At 75.7% G+C, this 18,749-nt stretch carries 14 protein-coding genes; 9 read left to right on the top strand and 5 right to left on the bottom strand.

The features are described from left to right. Window positions 1-226: 226 nt before the first annotated feature. From ACIP4P_RS00945 to ACIP4P_RS00930, 4 genes are all read left to right on the top strand, one after another. On the top strand, window positions 227-397 hold the full coding sequence (locus ACIP4P_RS00945) for a hypothetical protein (protein ID WP_350515429.1): 171 nt from the start codon (window positions 227-229) through the stop codon (window positions 395-397). A gap of 94 nt (window positions 398-491) precedes the next feature. Further along, window positions 492-1,709 carry a lanthionine synthetase LanC family protein gene (locus ACIP4P_RS00940; protein WP_400913358.1) on the top strand — a complete coding sequence of 406 codons (1,218 nt, stop codon included), beginning with the start codon at window positions 492-494 and terminating at the stop codon, window positions 1,707-1,709. A 94-nt stretch (window positions 1,710-1,803) separates the two neighbouring features. Beyond that, entirely contained in the window at window positions 1,804-2,187 is a 384-nt protein-coding gene (locus ACIP4P_RS00935; protein ID WP_400913356.1) for a hypothetical protein, read from the top strand. Window positions 2,188-2,294: 107 nt separating this feature from the next. Beyond that, window positions 2,295-3,284 carry an NAD-dependent epimerase/dehydratase family protein gene (locus ACIP4P_RS00930; protein WP_400913355.1) on the top strand — a complete coding sequence of 330 codons (990 nt, stop codon included), beginning with the start codon at window positions 2,295-2,297 and terminating at the stop codon, window positions 3,282-3,284. 64 nt (window positions 3,285-3,348) lie between these two features. Here ACIP4P_RS00930 and ACIP4P_RS00925 read toward each other — a convergent pair whose 3' ends face one another. Both ACIP4P_RS00925 and ACIP4P_RS00920 read right to left on the bottom strand, forming a co-directional pair. Next, on the bottom strand, window positions 3,349-4,092 hold the full coding sequence (locus ACIP4P_RS00925) for a G1 family glutamic endopeptidase (protein WP_400913353.1): 744 nt from the start codon (window positions 4,090-4,092) through the stop codon (window positions 3,349-3,351). A gap of 157 nt (window positions 4,093-4,249) precedes the next feature. Then, window positions 4,250-5,377: an acyl-CoA dehydrogenase family protein gene (locus ACIP4P_RS00920; RefSeq protein ID WP_400913351.1), complete on the bottom strand. Its 1,128-nt coding sequence runs from the start codon at window positions 5,375-5,377 to the stop codon at window positions 4,250-4,252. Window positions 5,378-5,656: 279 nt separating this feature from the next. Between ACIP4P_RS00920 and ACIP4P_RS00915 the strand changes: the two genes are divergently transcribed. After that, complete coding sequence (locus ACIP4P_RS00915; RefSeq protein WP_400913349.1) at window positions 5,657-6,811, top strand: pyridoxal-phosphate dependent enzyme; 1,155 nt, start codon at window positions 5,657-5,659, stop codon at window positions 6,809-6,811. A 46-nt stretch (window positions 6,812-6,857) separates the two neighbouring features. On the opposite strand, the gene ACIP4P_RS00910 is transcribed toward ACIP4P_RS00915, so the two are convergent. Beyond that, window positions 6,858-8,369, bottom strand: coding sequence for a PTS transporter subunit EIIC (locus tag ACIP4P_RS00910; RefSeq protein ID WP_400913347.1), 1,512 nt, complete (start codon window positions 8,367-8,369; stop codon window positions 6,858-6,860). A 250-nt stretch (window positions 8,370-8,619) separates the two neighbouring features. Here ACIP4P_RS00910 and ACIP4P_RS00905 point away from each other — a divergent pair, with 250 nt between their 5' ends. The 4 genes from ACIP4P_RS00905 to ACIP4P_RS00890 all read left to right on the top strand — a co-directional run bounded on the left by ACIP4P_RS00905 (window position 8,620) and on the right by ACIP4P_RS00890 (window position 16,101). Next, complete coding sequence (locus tag ACIP4P_RS00905) at window positions 8,620-10,344, top strand: MFS transporter (RefSeq protein WP_400914405.1); 1,725 nt, start codon at window positions 8,620-8,622, stop codon at window positions 10,342-10,344. Continuing rightward, window positions 10,341-10,826, top strand: coding sequence for a MarR family winged helix-turn-helix transcriptional regulator (locus ACIP4P_RS00900; protein WP_400913345.1), 486 nt, complete (start codon window positions 10,341-10,343; stop codon window positions 10,824-10,826). The genes ACIP4P_RS00905 and ACIP4P_RS00900 overlap by 4 nt, the downstream gene beginning before the upstream one ends. 168 nt (window positions 10,827-10,994) lie before the next feature. Further along, window positions 10,995-14,288 (top strand): amidohydrolase family protein, encoded by a 3,294-nt coding sequence (locus tag ACIP4P_RS00895; protein ID WP_400913344.1) that lies wholly within the window; start codon window positions 10,995-10,997, stop codon window positions 14,286-14,288. A 526-nt stretch (window positions 14,289-14,814) separates the two neighbouring features. Then, on the top strand, window positions 14,815-16,101 hold the full coding sequence (locus tag ACIP4P_RS00890; protein ID WP_400913341.1) for a peptidase S8: 1,287 nt from the start codon (window positions 14,815-14,817) through the stop codon (window positions 16,099-16,101). A gap of 125 nt (window positions 16,102-16,226) precedes the next feature. Here the strand turns inward: ACIP4P_RS00890 and ACIP4P_RS00885 are convergent, their stop codons facing one another. Both ACIP4P_RS00885 and ACIP4P_RS00880 read right to left on the bottom strand, forming a co-directional pair. After that, the gene (locus ACIP4P_RS00885) at window positions 16,227-17,546 is read right to left on the bottom strand and encodes a cryptochrome/photolyase family protein (protein ID WP_400913338.1); all 1,320 of its coding nucleotides are present in this window, start codon (window positions 17,544-17,546) and stop codon (window positions 16,227-16,229) included. A 79-nt stretch (window positions 17,547-17,625) separates the two neighbouring features. Further along, window positions 17,626-18,597 (bottom strand): MerR family transcriptional regulator, encoded by a 972-nt coding sequence (locus ACIP4P_RS00880; RefSeq protein ID WP_400913335.1) that lies wholly within the window; start codon window positions 18,595-18,597, stop codon window positions 17,626-17,628. Between the last annotated feature and the right edge of the window lie 152 nt (window positions 18,598-18,749).

Raw genomic sequence — 18,749 nt, 5'->3', positions numbered from 1 at the left:
ACGAGACCACCCTGCCGACCCCCGAGGCCAGCAGCGGCGGCTGCAGCGGGGTCTGCACCGTCCTGATCTGCGACACGGTGGCGCTCTGTACCGGGGTGCTCTGCTGACCACCCCCCCAGGCCGTCCGAGGGACACACCCCCGGACGGCCCCCTCGGCCCCCCGGCCCCACGAGGGAGCGGCACGCGCCGGACCCCGCACCGAACACCGCACCTGAAGGAGACGACCATGCCCGAGATCACCGCGCTCACCGACCTCGACGCCCTCATCGGCGACCTGGACGCCCGCATCACCGAGACCACCCTGCCGACCCCCGAGGCCAGCACCGCCGGGTGCAGCGGCCTCTGCACCGTCGCGCTCTGCGACACGGTGCTGCTCTGCACCGGGGTGTACTGCTGACCACCCCCAGGCCGTCCGGGGCCTCCCCCGGACGGCCCCCGGCCCACGTCAGCCGCCGGGCGGAGTACCGCCCCGCACCCCCCGAGGAGTCGTCGTGCCGCACCACACCGCGAGCGCCGAGAGCACCGGCACCGCCGCCAGCCGACTCGCCGTCCGGCTCCTCGACGCCTGGTCGGCCCGGCCCCGCACGGAACCGGCGGGCGCCGAACTCCCCTCCGACCCGGGCGTCCCCGTCCTGGCCGCCCTGCTGTACGCCACCGGTGATCCGGAGGCCGAGCGGTCCGCGGCCCGGGCCGTGGCGGTGTGGGCCCGCGACGCCGGCCGGGGGCCCGCCCACTGCGGGTTGTACGACGGCGGGCTGGCCGGAACGCTGGTGGGCCTGCGCCTGGGCGCCGGGGTCCACCCGGGCCTGACCCCGGTCGCCGACCGGCTCCGCGACCACCTGGTCCGCACCGCGCCGACCCTCGGCCACCGCCGCGAGCAGGTCGCCTTCCCGGACTACGACCTCATCGTCGGCCCCTCGGGCACGCTGCTCGCCCTGACCGCGGGCGCCGGCCCCACGCCGGCCCAACTCGGCCCGTTCGCGGACCACTTGACCGGGCTGTGCGACGTCGACGCGCTGCCCCGGCTGCGCACCGGACAGTACGCCGGCCATCCGAACCTGGGCTGGCTCGACGGCCGGATCAACACCGGCACGGGCCACGGCGTCGCGGGCGTCGTCACCGCCCTCACCGCCGCGCTGCGCCGACTCGGACCGGCGCCCGGGCTGGCGTCCGCCCTGGGCCGTGCGACCCGGTGGCTGGTGCGGCAGTCCTTCGACGACGCCCGCTCCATCCGCACCTGGGACGGCGCCGGGCTCGACGACGCCCCGCCGCCCGCCGGAGCCCGCGCCCGCCAGGCCTGGTGCTACGGCACGCCCGGTGTGTCCTGGGCGCTGTGGGACGCCGCCGACGCGCTGGGCGACCGGGAGACCGCCGACTGGGCCGCCGCGGCCTTCACCTCGCTCGCCGAACGCTACGACGAGCGGTTCCACCTGTTCGGCGACCGCCCGAGCGACCTGCTGGCCCTGTGCCACGGGGCCTCCGGCGTCCTGGCGGTGGCCGACGCCTTCGCCCGGCACGCCGCCCTGCCCGCCGCGGCCGCGCTGCGGGCCCGGCTGCTCACCCACCTGCGGACCCGCCTGCCCGAGGTGGCGGCCCTCGGCGCGACCTGCATGGGCCTGCTCGGCGGGGCGGCCGGCCCGCTGTGCGCCCTGCTCACCGCGGACCACGACGCCGCGCGGACCTGGCTGCCCTGCCTCGGGCTGCGCTGAGCCGGCGTGCACCGGCCCGGACCGGTCGGCGGATAATGGCCGGACCGTCGGCGGACCCCGCCACGGCACGGAGCGGACGAGAGGCAGTGCACGGATGACCTGGGAGGCAGGCCGACGCGTCAGGCTGACGGAGGACCTCGCGATCGGCGAGGCCGTCACCGGGGAGCCGGGGACGTCGGCGGCCGTCGTCGGGTTCCTGTCGCTCGGCGCCGGGGCCGAGGGCACCGTCGAGCGGGTGGACGGTGAACTCCCGGAGAGCGAAGGGGTGCGCGAGTACCAGCGGCTCAGGGCTCTCCTCGACGACTACGGACACACCATGCCGACGGCCAGCCGGGAGCGGCTGGCCGGCGAAGTCGCCGCGCTGGAACCGGAGTGGGCCGCGCACCGCGAGCGCGGCGCCCTCGTGACGCTCCGGGTGCGGCTGGACAACGGTTTCGTCCTCGACGGGGTGCACCAGGACGTCCTGGCCGCGCTCTGACCCGGCCCGCCGGGCTCCGCCCCGACCGAACGCCCCGACCGAACGCCCCGACCGAACGCCCCGGCGACACCCTGGTCGGGATCGCGGCGAACTGGGAGCATGACCCCATGCGCATACTGATCATGGGCGGAACCCGGTTCGTCGGCCTGCACTTCGCCCGGGCCGCGCTCGCCGCCGGACACGACGTCACCGTGCTGCACCGGGGCCGGTCCGGCGCCGACCTGCTCCCCGAGGCCACCCACCTCATCGCCGACCGCGACGCGGACCTGTCCGTGCTGAGCGGTCTCCGCTGGGACGCCACCGTCGACGTGAGCGCCTACTTCCCGCGCCAGGTAAGGGAGTTGGCCGACGCCCTCGACGACCCGGGCGCGGCCGGACGCTACCTGCTGGTCTCGTCCATGGCCGTCTACGACACCCCGGACGCACCGGGGTACGCCGAGGACTCCCCGCTGGTCCGCGCCGACGGCCCCGAGGCCGACGAGATCACCGTCGACAGCTACGGCGTCCTGAAGGTCCAGTGCGAGCAGGCCGCACGACAGCGCTTCGGCCCGGACGTGCTACTGGTGCGCCCGACCTACGTGGTCGGCCCGCAGGACTACACCCACCGCTTCGACCACTGGGTGCAGCGGCTCGCCCGGGGCGGCGAGGTACTGGCCCCCGGACGGCCCGACGCCCCGCTCCAGGTCGTCGACGCCCGGGACCTCGCCGACTGGATGCTCGCCCTGCTCACCCGGGGCGCCTCCGGCGCGTACCACGCGGCGACGCCCGCGACCGGCACCATCGGCGACCTCCTCGACGCCGTGGCCTCCGCCGTGGCCCCGCCCGGCACCACCCTCACCTGGGTGGACGACGACTTCCTGCAAGCCGCCGGCCTCACCAACCGCGCGCTGCCGCTGTGGACCACCGACCCGCTGTCCCTGGCCACCCGCACCGCCGACTCCGCCGCCGCGCTGGCCACCGGCCTGCGGCTGCGCCCGGTCGCGGACACCGCCCGCGACATCGAGCCCTTCGAGCCGCTGCCCGCGACCCTGACCCCGGAGCAGGAGACCGCCCTGCTCACCGCCTGGGCCAAGTCCCGGGCCGAGAGCGGCCGTTGACCCAAGGGACGACGAAGGCCGCCGCCCAGCCGGGGCGGCGGCCTCCGTGCGGTCAGCCGTGCGGTCAGCTGTGCTTCCAGGTCACCGAGAAGGAACTGCCGCCGCTCAGCCCGGAGGTGGCGGCCCGGGTGACGCCGCCGGAGGCCATCGTGATGGCGTCCGGGGTGAAGCCGCCCAGGCTCCGGCCGTTGGCGCCGGCGCCGGTGAAGGACACCGAGTGGAAGTCCGAGAGCGGCAGCACCCCGGTGGAACTGGACGGAGCCTCGGCGATCACCTCGGCGGAGGCCAGGGCGGCGCCGCGCAGGGTCTTGTTGACGGTGCGCTTCCAGCCCGCCGTGGTGTCGGCGAGGGTGAGGGTGAAGGAGCCGCTGCCGTTGGTGGTGACGCTCGCGGTGAAGTGGTCGCCGGGCCGTACGGCGTTGCTGAAGTTGACCGGGTAGGCCGGGTACATCTCGTACCACGCTGAGTACACCGGGGACCCGCCGGAGCAGTCGGCCTCGGTGCCGGTCTGTTCGACGGTGCTGCTGCCGTCGCCGTCCAGGCCGACCCAGAAGCTGGACCAGGTGTCGGCCCCGGTGCAGGACACCGAGGGCTGCACCCAACTGGCGTTGACGCTGGTGAACTTGTTGCCGGTGGCGGCGTAGCCGGACCAGTTGCCGCTGGTGCTGTTGCGCAGGCCGCCACCGTGGTGGGCGAGCGGGGCCTGCACCAGGGTGGGGGCGCCGGCGGCGACGGCCGGGGCGGCGGTGCCCAGCAGGGTCAGCAGGGCGGTGGACACGGCGAGGGCGTGCCGACGGGCTTCGGACATGGCTACTCCTGGGTGAGGGCGTGGAGTTGACCGAGCGTCGACAAAGGTAGACCCATCGCACCGGACCCGGAGGTCACGGGGGCATAACGAAGCGGCCCCCGACACCGCGTCCGAAGGGCCTCACCGCCCCGAGCCTCACCGCCCCCCCCGGGGGGGCCTACCCGACCCCGAGCGCCTGCCCGCCGAGGCGGGACAGCAGCACGTCGTTGGGCGCACCCACGATCACCAGAGCCAGCGCGTCACGGTAGTGGCGGCCCAGGACGCCGTCCGGGGCGGCGTACCCGGCCCCGCCGCAGAGCACGGCCGCCACCCGGACGATCTCCTGCAGCGCCTCGGTGCAGAACACCTTCGCCGTCGCGGAGTCGATCCGGCCCGGCGCCTCCGCAGCAGCGGCGGGGTCGAACGGCGCCTCCGCAGCGGCGGGTTCGAGCAGCGCCTCCCAGACCGCCCGCATCACCGCCAGCCTGGTCACCAGCTCCCCGGCCCGCAGCCGGACGGCCCCCCGGGCCTCGGGCGTCCGCTCGGACAGCGTGGCCCGCACGAAGCCCAGGGCGTGCTCGACCACCGCGTCCGCCGACCCCACGGCCCGGGCCGCGTAGCTGGTCACGTCGTGCCGGCGCAGGGCCCCGGTCAGATCGTGGCCCCAGCCGCCTAGCACCTCCCGCTCCGGGTCGAACTCGTAGTCGTCGAAGGTGATTTCGGCGAGCGAGACACCCAGCATGCCGGGCCTCGGCAGCTCCGGCCCGACCGTCACGCCCGGCCGCCCGGGGTCGACCAGGACACCGACGGCGGACGCCCCGCTGCGGGCGACGGCCAGCACCCGGTCGGCGTCCCGCGCGTTGGTGACCCAGTTCTTGCGGCCGCTCAGCACGCCGACCGGGCCCCGACGGACCGCCCGGGTGCGCAGCCCGGCCGGATCGCCGAGGCCCTGCTCGTGGTAGGCGCGGGCGAAGACCGCCGCACCGCGGGCCATCGGACCGAGCCAGTCGCCCCGCTGCTCCGGCGTGCCGTGTTCCAGCACCAGCCGGCACAGCTTCAGATGGGTGCCGACCAGACCCGCCAGTGGCTGCCAGGCCCGCCCCAACTCGTAACCGAGCACGGCGACCTGGCGTCGGCTCCACCCGCCGCCGCCGAACTCGGCCGGCACGGTGGCGCCGAGGGCGCCCAGCCGGGCCAACTCGCCCACCAGGGAGGCCGGGTAGCGGTCCTCCGGGTGCCCGGCCAGATAGCGGCCGACCTCCTGCCGGACGAACCGGGTGACCCGCTCGGGATCCGCACTGTCCACGTCTCTACCGCCCGCTTCGCTCGCCGGATGGATGGCTGGCCGCCCCAGTCTGACGGCGGGCCACCCGCCCGGCGAAGCCCTGGAGCCGGTGATCACCCGTGCAGGTGACGTCCACCGGTGTCGGCGCGGCCCGCGGCCTGATCGGCGCTTGGATGGCCCGCGGTGCGGTAGCGAAGGTGCCGTACCGAGGGCGCCGTACCGAAGGTGCCGCACCGAACGCGCCGCACCGAACGCGCCGCACCGAACCGGCGCACGAGGCAGGGAGCACGGGACCGCGACGTGGAGATCTACACCCAGGACCGGGTCGTCCGGCGGTACGCCGCCCACCTGCCCGCCGATCCCGCACTGCTCCGTCGCGCCGCGCTCCGGGAGGGCGGTCGGATCGTCCAACTGCCGCCGCAGCGCGAGGTCCTGATCGACGTGCTGGACCTCTCCACGGCCAACACCACCGGCACCTTCAAGGCCTGGCTGGCCTGCCTGGCCGTCGCCCAGTGCCTGCGGCGCGAACAGCCGCTGGTGCTCGCCCAGAGTTCCGGGAACACCGCCAACGCCCTCGCCGCCTACGCCGTCCACACCGGGCTGCGCGCCGTCCTGCTCCACCCCCCGGCCTCGCGCCGCCGGATCGCCCCGGACCTCGCCGACTCCGGCGCGGTGCGGTTCGTCGAGGTCGACGCGCCCGAGCAGCGGATCAAGGCCGTCCTGGCCGAGTGCACCGCCGCGCTGAACCTCCCCGCCGCACCGACCCCGGCGGACCAGGACGAGGCGAACAAGCTCCGCGCCTTCCTCCTCCGGGACGCCGGCCGCGAGCTGGGCCGGCGGTGGGACTGGCACGTCCAGGCCCTGTCCAGCGGCTACGGGCCGCTCGGCTACTACCAGGGGCTGCGCGAGCTCCGGCGCGAGCCGGGCGGGGCCGTCGCCCTGCCGCGCTTCCTCGGTGTCCAGCAGGAGGCGGTGGCCCCGTTCGTCCACGCGCTCGGCCTCGACGACGGCCGGGCGGCCCGCGCCCCCGAGGACCACGGCAGGGCCCCCGAGCCGGAGCTGCTCGAACCGACGCTGTTCCGCCGCAGCCTCACCGAGGACCTGGTCGCCCGGATGCGCCGGCTCTGCGACGAGTCCCGCGGGACCGTCCGCGCCCTCGCCAACTCCCGCTACCTGCAGCTGGAACCGCGCGCCGTCACCCTGCTGCGGGACGCCGGTGTCCCGGTCGCCGCGGGCGCCGACGGCGTTCCGCACGAACGCGCCGGTCTGTACGCGCTGGCCGGCGCCCTGGACGCGATCGAGCAGGGACTGATCCGCCCCGGGGAACGGGTGCTGGCCGTCTACACCGGCGGCGCCGCCCCGGCCCCGACCCGCCGCTACCACCCGCACTTCCGGGCCCGCCCGGAGGAGGCCGCCGAGGTCGTCGCCCGCGCGGTCGCCGAACTGCGCCGTTGACCGGGCGCTCCGGCCTCACTCGGGGGCGGTCGCGGCGGGGGCGGCCTCACTCGGGAGCGGTCGCGGCGGGAGCAGTCACGACGGGAGCCGGGGCGGCGGCGTCGTACTCGGCGAGCATCGCGCGGGTGAAGCCGAAGAAGTAGGTGGCCAGGAAGCCGACCAGGTAGCCGGTGAGCAGTCCGCCCGCGTAGACGGCGGCGCTCGCGGCGAGGCCGTGCGGGCCGGCCAGCAGCGGGAACAGCGCCCAGCCGGAGGGACCGACGGCGGTGGAGCCGACCGCGTCGCCGAGCTGGCCGGCGACCCCGACGAAGGCACCGCCGGCGGCGCCGCCCACGCAGGCGGTGACGAACGGGCGGCCGAGCGGCAGCGTCACCCCGTAGACCAGGGGTTCACCGACCCCGAGCAGTCCGGCCGGCAGCGCGGACCGGATGGTCGCCCGGACCGAGGCGTTGTGCCGCAGCCGCAGGTAGACGGCCACGGCGCAGCCGACCTGCCCGGCACCGGCCATCGCGAGGATCGGCAGCAGGACGGTGGAGCCCTGCTGCTGGATCAGGGTGGTGTGGATCGGGATCAGCGCCTGGTGCAGGCCGAGCATCACCAGCGGCAGGAACAGGCCGCCGAGCACCAGCCCGGCGAGCAGCCCGCCGTGGGCGAGCAGCCAGGTGGCGGCGTGGCCGATGGCGGTGGAGACCTCCCCGGCGAGGAACATCAGGCCGTAGAGGGCGGCCAGTCCGCCGAGCAGCACGGTGACGGTCGGGGTGACCAGGACGTCCAGGGCGGCGGGCACGATCCGCCGGGTCCACCGTTCCAGGTGGACGGCCAGCAGCGCGGCGCCGAGCGCCCCGACCACGCCGCCCTGCCCGGGGGTGAGGTGGTGGCCGAAGGCCTCCACCTTGGCGACCCCCGCGTAGACGATCACACTGGCCACCGCCCCGCCCAGCACGGGCGTGCCACCGAACTCCTTCGCCGTGTTGTAGCCGACGAAGACGGCGAGCAGCGACATGAAGCCCGAGGAGACCGCGCCCAGCGCGGCGACCAGCCCGGGCACCCAGCCGAGGTTGGCCAGCGCCCCGGACAGCGCGGCCACGATGCCGCAGCCGATCAGGGCGGGGATCAGCGGGACGAAGATGTCGGCGATCCGGCGCAGCGCCCGTTTCACCGGGGTCGCGTTGCGCGCCTTCTGCTCGGCCCGGATCCGCGCACCGCGCCCGGCGAGCTCCTCGGCGCTGGACGGCACCGCGGACGCCGCGGCGACGGGCGCCGCCGGGGGCACCGAGGGCGCCACGCTCCCGGCGACAGCGCCGGAGTCCAGCAGTCGGCGCAGCTGGGCGGTGACCCCGGCGACGGCGCCGGGGCCCAGAACGATCTGGTAGGTGTCGTCGTCGACCGTGCCCAGGACGGCCGGCAGCGCCTGGAGCGCCACCCGGTCGACCAGGGAGCGGTCCGCCAGGCCCAGCCGCAGCCGGGTCATGCAGTGGGCAACCGAGCGGATGTTGGCGGCGCCGCCGACCAGCGGGAGGATCGCCTCGGCCACGGAGCGGTTCTTCTCGTCGGACATGCCAGGGGTGGTACCCGAATCGTCGGGGCGCTCAACCGGGGGCCGCCGCCCGGGCCCGCGGGCCGCGAACGCGCCCTACCCGCCGAACGGGCGCCGGGACTATCGTTAGTTGGCGGAAGCTATCGACATTCCCACGCCCATCCCCACGCCCGTACGAGCCGGTCGGGGCCAGCAGGAGGCAGCGGTGGCGACACGACTCTCCAGCGACGGCGGCAGCAGAACCGGGCGGCCGCGCCCGGCCCGTACGGGGATGGCGGCCGACCACCCCCGGTACAAGTGGGTGGCCCTGTCCAACACCACGCTCGGCACCCTGATCGCCACCGTCAACGCCTCGATCGTGCTGATCTCGCTGCCCGCGATCTTCAACGGCATCGGGCTGGACCCGCTGCAGCCCGGCAACGTCAGCTACCTGCTGTGGATGCTGATGGGCTACATGCTGGTCACCGCCGTCCTGGTGGTGACCCTCGGCCGGCTGGGCGACATCCACGGCCGGGTCCGGATCTACAACGCGGGTTTCCTGGTCTTCACCCTCACCTCGGTGGCCCTCTCGCTCGACCCGCTGCACGGCGGCCCGGGCGCGCTGTGGCTGATCGGCTGGCGGGTGGTGCAGGCGGTCGGCGGCTCGATGCTGATGGCCAACTCGGCGGCGATCATCACCGACGCCTTCCCGGCCCGCCAGCGCGGCACGGCCCTCGGGGTCAACATCGTCGCGGGCATCGCCGGATCCTTCATCGGCCTGGTGCTGGGCGGGCTGCTGGCCGAGTGGAACTGGCGGTCGATCTTCTGGGTCAATGTGCCGATCGGCGTGCTCGGCACGGTCTGGGCCTACCGCTCGCTGCGCGAGACCGGGGTGCGCAGGCCCGCCCGGATCGACTGGTGGGGCAACATCACCTTCGGCGTCGGCCTGACCGCGCTGCTCGCCGGGATCACCTACGGCATCCAGCCGTACGGCGGCCACACCATGGGCTGGACCAACCCGTGGGTGCTGGCCGGGCTGTTCGGCGGGGTGGCGCTGCTCGCGCTGTTCTGCCTGGTCGAGTCCCGCACCGCCGAGCCGATGTTCCCGCTGTCGCTGTTCCGCGACCCGGTCTTCACCGGCGGGAACGCGGCCACCCTGCTGGGCTCGATCGCCCGTGGCGGGCTGCAGTTCATGCTGATCATCTGGCTCCAGGGCATCTGGCTGCCGCTGCACGGCTACGACTACGCCGACACCCCGCTCTGGGCGGGCATCTACCTCGTGCCGCTGACGGTGGGCTTCCTGGCCGCCGGGCCGGTCGCCGGCTACCTGTCGGACCGCGCCGGGGCCCGGTTTTTCGCGGCCGGCGGGCTGGTGGTGATGGCGTTCTCCTTCGCCGGGCTGCTCCTGCTACCCACCGACTTCGGCTACCCGTGGTTCGCCCTGCTGGTGTTCCTGAACGGCCTCGGCGGCGGCCTGTTCGCCGCCCCCAACACCTCGCTGATCATGTCGAGCGTGCCGGCCGCGGCCCGCGGCGCCGCCTCCGGCATGCGGGCCACCTTCCAGAACGCCGGGATGGTGCTGTCGATCGGGGTGTTCTTCTCCCTGATGGTGGCCGGACTGGCCGGCTCGCTGCCGCACACCCTGACCACCGGACTGACCGCCCAGGGGGTGCCCGCCGCCGACGCCCACGCGATCGCCTCGCTGCCGCCGGTCGGCACCCTGTTCGCCGCCTTCCTCGGCTACAACCCGGTCCAGCAGCTGCTGGGCCCGCACGTGCTCGGCCGACTCCCGGCGGCCAACGCCCACACCCTGACCGGGCGCGAGTTCTTCCCCCAGCTGATCTCGGGGCCCTTCCACGACGGCCTGGTGGTGGTGTTCTGGCTGGCGATCGCGATGTCGCTGGTGGCCGCGGCCGCGTCGCTGGTCCGGGAGCGGACCCGGCCGGCGACCGACCGGCCCGCCACCGACCGACCGGCCCCGCCCACACCGGAGCACGGACCGGAGCACGGAGCGTGAGCGCGGACGGCGGCGGACTCTCCGCCGAGGCGGTGGTCCGGCTGCGCCTGGCGATCGGCCGGCTCAACCGCCAGCTGGTCCGCGCCTCCGGCGACCAGGACCTCACCTCCGCCCAGCTCTCCGCCCTGGCCCGGGTGGAGCAGCACGGCCCGCTGCGGCTCGGCGAACTCGCCGCACGGGAGGGCGTGGCCGTCCCGTCCATGGTGCGCACCGTCGGGCCGCTGGTCGCCGCCGGGCTGATCGACAAGACCCCCGACCCGCAGGACGGCCGCGCCCAGTTCCTCGCCCCCACCCCGCACGGACGGGAGACCCTCGCCCGGATCCGCCGCGAGCGCACCGCCCTGCTGGCCCGCCGCAGCGCCCGCCTCACCGACGAGCAGTGCCGCGCCCTGGAGACGGCGCTCCCGCTGCTGGAGCTCCTCCTCGACGGGCCGGACGAATCCCGGCCCGACACGCCGGGCGGTGGCCCGGAAACGGCGTGAATCCCGCACGCCGGTCGACTTGTTGACGAACCAAAGGTTCGAAACCGGCCCTTCCACGACCACACCCGATCGACAATGGACATGTCGAGAATGCTCGAACGCCCCCGGCCGGGCTCGGCCGAGCCGGGCCGGGCGGCGGGTCCACTGGTGACGGGAAGGGAGCCGGGTGTGTCGTTTCTCCGGGACGAGCACGAACGGGACTTCAACGCACAAGACGCCAACGCAGCACAAGACACCGACACAGCACAGGACTTCACCGCGCGGGAGCTCAGCGCACGCGAACCCGCCGCGCGGCAGCTCACCGCACGCGAACTCAGCCGCCGGGGCTTCATCGGCGCCGCGGCGCTGGCCGGCGCCGGCGCGGCGCTCGGGCCGGGCGGGTCGACCGCGGCTGCCGCCGCCACCCCCGATCCGGCCCACCACCCCGCCAGGGTGCTGGAGTTCACCGCCGGCACCAACGCCGCCGTCGCCCTCTCCCCGGACGGCGAGCGGCTGATCGTCGAGGTACAGGGCGTGCTGTGGGCGCTGCCGCGGCAGGGCGGCACGGCGACCGCGCTGACCGACCCCGGGCTGGAGCCGACCCGTCCGGTGTGGTCGCCGGACGGCTCGACCGTGGCGTTCTGCGCCTACCGGGGCGGCGGGTTCCACCTGTGGGCGATGGCCCCCGACGGCTCGGACCTGCGCCGCCTCACCACCGGCCCGTGGGACGACCGCGGCGTGTCCTGGTCCCCCGACGGGAGCCGGCTCGCCTTCTCCTCCGAGCGCGCGGGCGACGCGGCGGCCGGCAGTTCGTACGACATCTGGACGGTGGAGCTCGCCACCGGCCGGCTGACCCGGCTGACCTCGCAGCCCGAGGTCGAGGACTACGACCCGTCCTGGCACCCGGACGGCGAGCGGGTGGTCTTCGTCCGGGCCGACGCCTCCGGCGGGCGGACCATCGCCACCGTCCCGGCCGCGGGCGGCCCGGTGAGCGTCCTGCGCACCGTGGACAGCGGCACCGTGGTCGGCCCGGTGGTCGCCCGGGACGGCCGGCTGGCCCACGTCCTGGTCGGCGACGCCCCCGTCACCTCCGACTACCGGTCGGCCACCTCCTCCCTGGTCGTCGACGGCACCGTCGTCTCCGGCGACGAGGACGTCTCGCCGCTGCCGCCGTGCTGGACGCCCGACGGCGGGCTGCTCTACTTCGCGGACGGCCGGCTCACCGACCGCCCCGCCACCCTGGACAGCGCCAGGGAGGTACCGTTCCGCGCCCGGCTGGAGGTCCACCGGCCCGAATACCGGCGCAAGGTCCGGGACTTGGACTCCACCGCCGAGCGCGACCTGCGCGGGATCCACCTGCCCGCGCTCTCCCCGGACGGGCGCTCGGTCGTGTTCTGCGCGCTCAACGCGCTGTGGCTGCTGCCGATCGGCGGGCAACCGCGCAAGCTCCTCCAGGCCACCCCGGCCCACTACGTGCAGATGCCCTCGTGGAGCCGGGACGGGCGCAGCGTCCTCTACACCCACGACGGGGACGAGGGCGGGGACGGCCTGGGCGCCGTGCACCGGCTGAGCCTGGACGACGGCACCGACACCGTGCTCGCCCGGGGCGGCCGGTTCAACCCGGCGCTCTCCCCCGACGGGACGAGGCTGGCCTGTCAGGACGTCCTGGGCAACCTCCTCCTGGTCGACCCCGGCACCGGCGCCGAGCACCGCCTCGCCACCCCGCTCGGCGGCAACGGCCTGCCTGGACGGCCCAGTTGGTCCCCGGACGGCCGCTACCTCGCGTACTGCGACCGCAACCGCCTCAACCACCGCTTCCGCGAGGGCTACAACGTCATCCGGGTGGTCGACACCCGGGACGGCTCCGCGAGGTCCTTCCTGCCGCTGCCGGACACCTCGATCTCCGACCGCTGCGACAGCGGCCCGGTCTGGTCGCCGGACGGCAGGTGGCTGGCACTGGTGGTGGACTCCGCGCTCTGGGTGCTGCCGGTCGCCCCGGACGGCACGCCCACCGGCGAGGCCCGCCGGATCACCGAGGACGCCGCCGACCACCCGTCCTGGTCGGGCGACTCCGCCCGGCTGCTCCACCTCTCGGCGGGCCGGCTGCGGCTGGTCGGCCGCGACGGCGGCGAGCCGAGCACCGTCGCCGTCCCGCTGCGCACCCGCCGCGCCCTGCCGCCGCGCTCCGACGTCACCCGGATCCACGCCGCCCGGCTGTGGGACGGCACCGGCGAGTCCGTCCGCGAGGACGTCGACGTCGTGGTCACCGGCAACCGGGTCACCGCCGTCGAACCGCACCGCTCGGGCGCGCGCCGGGCGGGCGAGCGGCTGGTCGACGCCACCGGCTGCACCGTCCTGCCGGGCCTGTGGGACACCCACACCCACCCGTACCTGAACACCTACGGCGGCCGGCAGACCCGCACCATGCTCGCCTACGGCGTCACCGGCACCGCCTCACTGGGCGGCTTCGCCTACGAGCAGGCGCGGATCCGGGAGTCCATCGACGCCGGGACGCTGGACGGGCCCCGCTTCCTGACCACCGGCGAACTGCTCGACGGCAGCCGGGTGGCGTACAGCATGGGCCGCGCCCACCGGACCGCCGACGGGCTGCGGCGCAGCCTGGACCGCCTGGTGGCGCTGGACTGCGACTTCGTCAAGACCTATGTGCGGGCGCCCGGTTGGATGATGGCCCAGGCGGCCGAGGCGGCCCACGAACGGCTGGGCGTGCCGGTCGGCAGCCATCTGCTGACGCCCGGGGTGCAGCTCGGGCACGACCTCACCACCCACCTGTCGGCGACCCAGCGGCAGGAGTACGGCCGGGTCTACTCGCCGACCGGCCGCTCCTACCAGGACGTCGAGGAGATCTACCGGGGCGGGGGGTTCGGCATCATCATCACCCCGTTCTCGGCGTTCTACCTGCTCGGGGACGACCCCTCGCTGGCCGACGACACCCGGGTCACGGCGCTGATGCCGCCGTGGGACGCGGCCGGCGTCCAGCTCCAGGCCCGGACGGCGACCACCCCGGAACAACGGCGCACGGCCCGGCGGGAGATGGACGTCTACCGGCGGATCGTCGCGGACGGCGGCGAGCTGGCCCTCGGCACGGACGCCCCGCTGACCCCGGTCGGCCTCCAGGTGCACCTGGGCCTGCGCGCCCTGCACCGGTACGCGGGGCTGACGCCCGCCCAGGCGCTGCGCACGGCCACCGCCACCCCGGCCCGGCTGTTCGGACTGGCGGACGATCTCGGCACGGTGGAGCCGGGCAAGCTCGCCGACCTGACGGTGGTCGACGGGGATCCGTTCCACGACTTCACGGACCTGGCGCGGACCTCGTGGGTGATGCGGGACGGCATCGTGTTCCGGCGCGCGGACCTGGTGGGCACCGGCACCCCGACCATGGCGGCGGCCCGGCCGTCCGGTCCGGAACAGGACTGGCTCGCCATCGGCCAGGCGCTGCGGCAGGACGGCTGCTGCGCGCCCTGACCCCCGGCCGCTGAACCGTCGGCCCGTCCCCGGCGGCCGTCGTTCCCTCCCCGGCGGGCCGCGACGGCCACTGGGTTCGCCCACGACCGCACACCCGGCCCCCGGGCCCCGCCCCGTGACCGCCGACCGGGGCGGGGCCCGCACCGGCCTGGGCCGTTCCGTGTACGAGGTGAACCGCCGCTCAGCGGGGTCGGCGGCGGGGGCGCGCCAGTGGCGGGATCCCGCCCGGTCAAGCCTCGGTCATGGCGCGGGATTCGGCCTTGTCCGGCCGCCACGGGCTTGGCTACCTTCCTACCGCTGACGCCCTGAAGGTTCAGCACCACCCCATTGGCATGTCCCGATCACCCCTCGTCCGACCCGGCGACCCGGTCCCCCACGGGCCGAGTGCCATGCCCCGCCGGACGCCAGGACTGCCGTCTGCACGTGCGCTCATCCCCCTCACACCCCGGGCCTGCACCCCGACCCGCCGTCGCACGACGGCCTCGCCCGCACGCCCAGGGCCCGACCCCCTCCGGGAGGGCTCCGCATGCACAGCTTCCTTTCCCCCATCCGGCACGGCCGGCTCCGCGCCACCACCGCGACCCTCGCGGTCGGCGCCGTGGTGGCCGCCGGTCTCGCGCTGGCGGCCCCCGCCGGCGCCGCCGACAGCGCCACCGGCCAGGTGAGTGCCAAGCGCGTCTGCGCCCAGCCGGCCGACCCCCACCTGATGGCCTGCCAGGCCCTGGTGCGCACCGACGTCGTCCAGCCGCACGCCTTCGCGCACAGCGCGGTGTCCCTGGACGCCACGCCCTCCGGCCTCGGCCCGGGCGACCTCCAGAGCGCCTACAACCTGCCGGCCAACGGCGGCGCCGGGCAGACGGTGGCCATCATCGACGCCCAGGACGACCCCAACGCCGAGTCCGACCTGGCCGCCTACCGCACGCAGTTCGGGCTGCCCGACTGCACCACGGCCAACGGCTGCTTCACCAAGATGGACCAGAACGGCGGCACCAGCTACCCCAGCCCCGACACCGGCTGGGCGGGCGAGATCTCCCTCGACCTGGACATGGTCTCGGCCGTCGCCCCGAACGCCCACATCCTGCTGGTCGAGGCCACCTCGGCGAACATGTCCGACCTCGGCACCGCGGTGAACCAGGCCGTCGCCCAAGGCGCCAAGTTCATCTCCAACAGCTACGGCGGCGCCGAGGACCCCAGCGACACCAGCGCCGACAGCCAGTACTTCAACCACCCCGGCGTCGTCATCACCGCCTCCTCCGGCGACTCCGGCTACGGCGCCCAGTACCCGGCCGGCTCCCCCGGCGTCACCTCCGTCGGCGGCACCTCGCTGACCCGCGACTCCAGCTCCCGCGGCTGGAGCGAGAGCGTCTGGGGCACCAGCTCCGGCGGCGAGGGCACCGGCTCCGGCTGCTCCGCCTACGAGCCCAAGCCCAGCTGGCAGACCGACAGCGGCTGCTCCAACCGCACCATCGCCGACGTCTCCGCCGTCGCCGACCCGGCCACCGGCGTCGCCGTCTACCAGACCTACGGCGGCAGCGGCTGGGCCGTCTACGGCGGCACCAGCGCCTCCTCGCCGATCATCGCCTCCGTCTACGCCGACGCGGGCACCCCGGGCGCGAACGACAACCCCGCCTCGTACCCGTACGCCCACACCAGCGCGCTCAACGACGTGACCAGCGGCGCCAACGGCACCTGCTCGCCCGACTACCTGTGCACCGCCGGCGCCGGCTACGACGGTCCGACCGGCCTCGGCACCCCCAACGGCCTGGCAGCCTTCACCGCCGGCGCCGGTGCCAGCGACGGCAGCGACAACTAGTCCGCCGCATCCCCTGACCGCAACCGAACCCGTGTGGGCCGCAGCCTCGCTGCGGCCCACCGGCCTTTCCCCAGGCCCGGGTTCACCAGCAGGGGCCCGGGGTCGTCGGCCCAGGCCCGGGTCCGTCAGTCCAGTCCCCGGGCCCGGCGCAGCCGGGCCGAGAGGGTCTCGGGGGCGATGATCGGGTCCGGGTAGTCGGAGGCGAGCAGCCAGGGGCGGTGCACGGCCGGGCCGGGCAGGTGGGCCAGTTCCGGCACCCAGCGCCGCACATAGGCCCCGTCCGGGTCGTAACGGTCGGCCTGGCGCAGCGGGTTGAGCACCCGGTTGGGCCGGGTGTCGGTGCCGGTGCCGGCGACCCACTGCCAGTTGAGCTGGTTGTTCGCCACGTCGCCGTCCACCAGCAGGGCCAGGAAGTGGGCGGCGCCGATCCGCCAGTCCAGGTGGAGGGACTTGGCGAGGAAGCTCGCGGTGAGCAGCCGGGCCCGGTTGTGCATCCAGCCCTGGTGGGCGAGTTGGCGCATCCCGGCGTCGACGATCGGATAGCCGGTGCGGCCCTGCCGCCAGGCCTCGGCCTCGCGCTCGTCCCGGTGCCAGTGGTCGCCGCGGTCGCGGTAGTCGCGGTGGGCGGCGTCGGGGCGGGCGGCGAGCACCTGGTGGTGGAAGTCGCGCCAGGCCAGCTGCCGGACGAAGGCCTCCGCCCCGGCGCCGCCGTGCTGTCGGGCGCGGGCGGTCAGTTCGGTGGGCGAGAGGCAGCCGAAGTGCAGGTACGGGGAGAGCCGGGAGGTCTCGTCGGCCGCCAGGTCGTCGTGCAGCTCCGCGTAGCCGTCGACGTCCCACCGCCGCCAGCGGGCCCGGGCCGCGCTCTCGCCGCCGCGCGGCAGGGCCGGCGAGAACGGTCCGGACACAACCAGGTTCTCGCTGCCGATGCCCTCCGGGGTGCGGATCACCCGGGGCGCGCCCAGCACCGTACGGTTCGGCGCCTGCGTCCAGGCGCGGTGGTACGGGGTGAACACCGCGTAGTGGTCGCGGCCGGCCGGGAGGATCCGCCCGGCCGGGACCACGGTCACGGAGGCGTCGTGGACGCGCAGGCGGTCACCGAACACCGCGCGCAGCCGCGCCTCCCGGCGGCGGGCGTAGCCGCTGACCCCGGCGGCGAGGTGCACCGTCGCGGCACCGGCCTCCGCGGCCACCCGGGCGGTCTGCTCGGCGGTGGCGCCGTGGCGGACGATCAGCCGGGAGCCGGTGCGGCGCAGCGAGGCGTCCAGGTCGGCGAGGCAGTCGGACAGGAAGGCCATCCGGTTGGGGGCGGCGAAGCCGGCCGCCTCGACGGCGGGATCGAGGACGAACAGCGGCACCACCTGCTCGGCGGCGGTGCGGGCGGCGTGCAGCACGGGGTTGTCGTGCAGGCGCAGGTCCTGGGTGAACAGGGCGATCGAGACGGTCATCGGCGGGCCCTCGGAGCGGGTGCGGTCGGGGTTCTCTGGGTTTCGAGCGACAGCTCGGCGGCGGAGGCTCGGTGGGCGCTCAGCGGAGGAGCAGGTCCGTCAGCAGGTCGACGGCGCCCCCGAGATCGCGGGGCCGCAGGGTGCCGGGCGGTCTGCGCGGGCCGGCCCAGCCCGGTCCGGCGACCAGCACGACCGGCTGGACCCGCGCGCCCTGCGGGCCCCAGGCCGTCCGGACCACCCGGGCGACCAGCTCCCGGTCGGCCGTCCGGGCGAGCTGGGACCAGAGCAGCACGACGGGCGGCCCGGTGCGGCGCACCGCTTCGAGCAGCGCCCCGGACGGCAGGGCGGGGCCGAACATCCGGAACGGCAGGCCGCGTTCGGCCATCACCGCGGCGAGCGCCTCCAGCGCGAGGGCGTGCAGTTCGCCGGGCATCCCGGCGAGCAGCGCGGCCGGGCCGGCCGGCGGCTCCGCCCGGTCGGCGGCCCGGCGCAGCGCGGCCGCGACGTGCCAGGACAGCAGGTGCTCCACCTCGACGTAGCGCTCCCCCTCGACGGCCCACTTGCGGCCGACCGCCCGGAGCGCCGGGACCATCACCTCGGTCCAGGCGACGACCACGCCGAGCTCGTCGACGCTGCGGCCCAGGATCCGGGCCAGCTCCGGGGCGTCGAGCCGGACGGCGGCGCGGGCCAGCCCCCGGCACTCGGGGCGCACGGTTCCCACCGGGAGGCTGTTGCCGCCGGAGGCCGGGCCGTTCACGTCCTCGGCACCGTTCCGGGCCGCCGGCAGCGCGGGAGCGGTACCCGCGGCGGCCGCCAGGGCGGCCCGGGCGGCCTCGGCCGGGTTGACGCCCCGGGCGGTGAGCCGGCACATCTCCTCCAGGACGGCCACGTCGTCGGGCTCCCACCGGCGGTGCCGCCCGGGGGCGCGGTGGGCCGGGCCGATGCCGTAGCGGCGTTCCCAGGAGCGGACGGTGGCGGGCGAGACGCCGAGCCGGCGGGCGAGGGCCCCGGTGGTCAGCCCGGCCGGGGCGGGGGCGGTCGGGACGGTCACGCGGGCGAGCCTACGACGGGGGGCCGGGGGCTGGTCGGCCGACGCGCGCGGAGGCGGGGGGGCAGGTCCGACGAGTGGCCGATCGGTGGTTCGGTGCACGATCCGACGGTGGCGCAGCCGCAGGGCGGCCGGATACTCGCATCGTTTGCGCA

It is taken from the genome of Kitasatospora sp. NPDC089509 (assembly GCF_044749365.1).
GTDB lineage: Bacteria > Actinomycetota > Actinomycetes > Streptomycetales > Streptomycetaceae > Kitasatospora.
The sequence above is the reverse complement of the archived record's forward strand: the minus strand, read 5'-3'. Positions and strand labels throughout refer to the sequence as shown.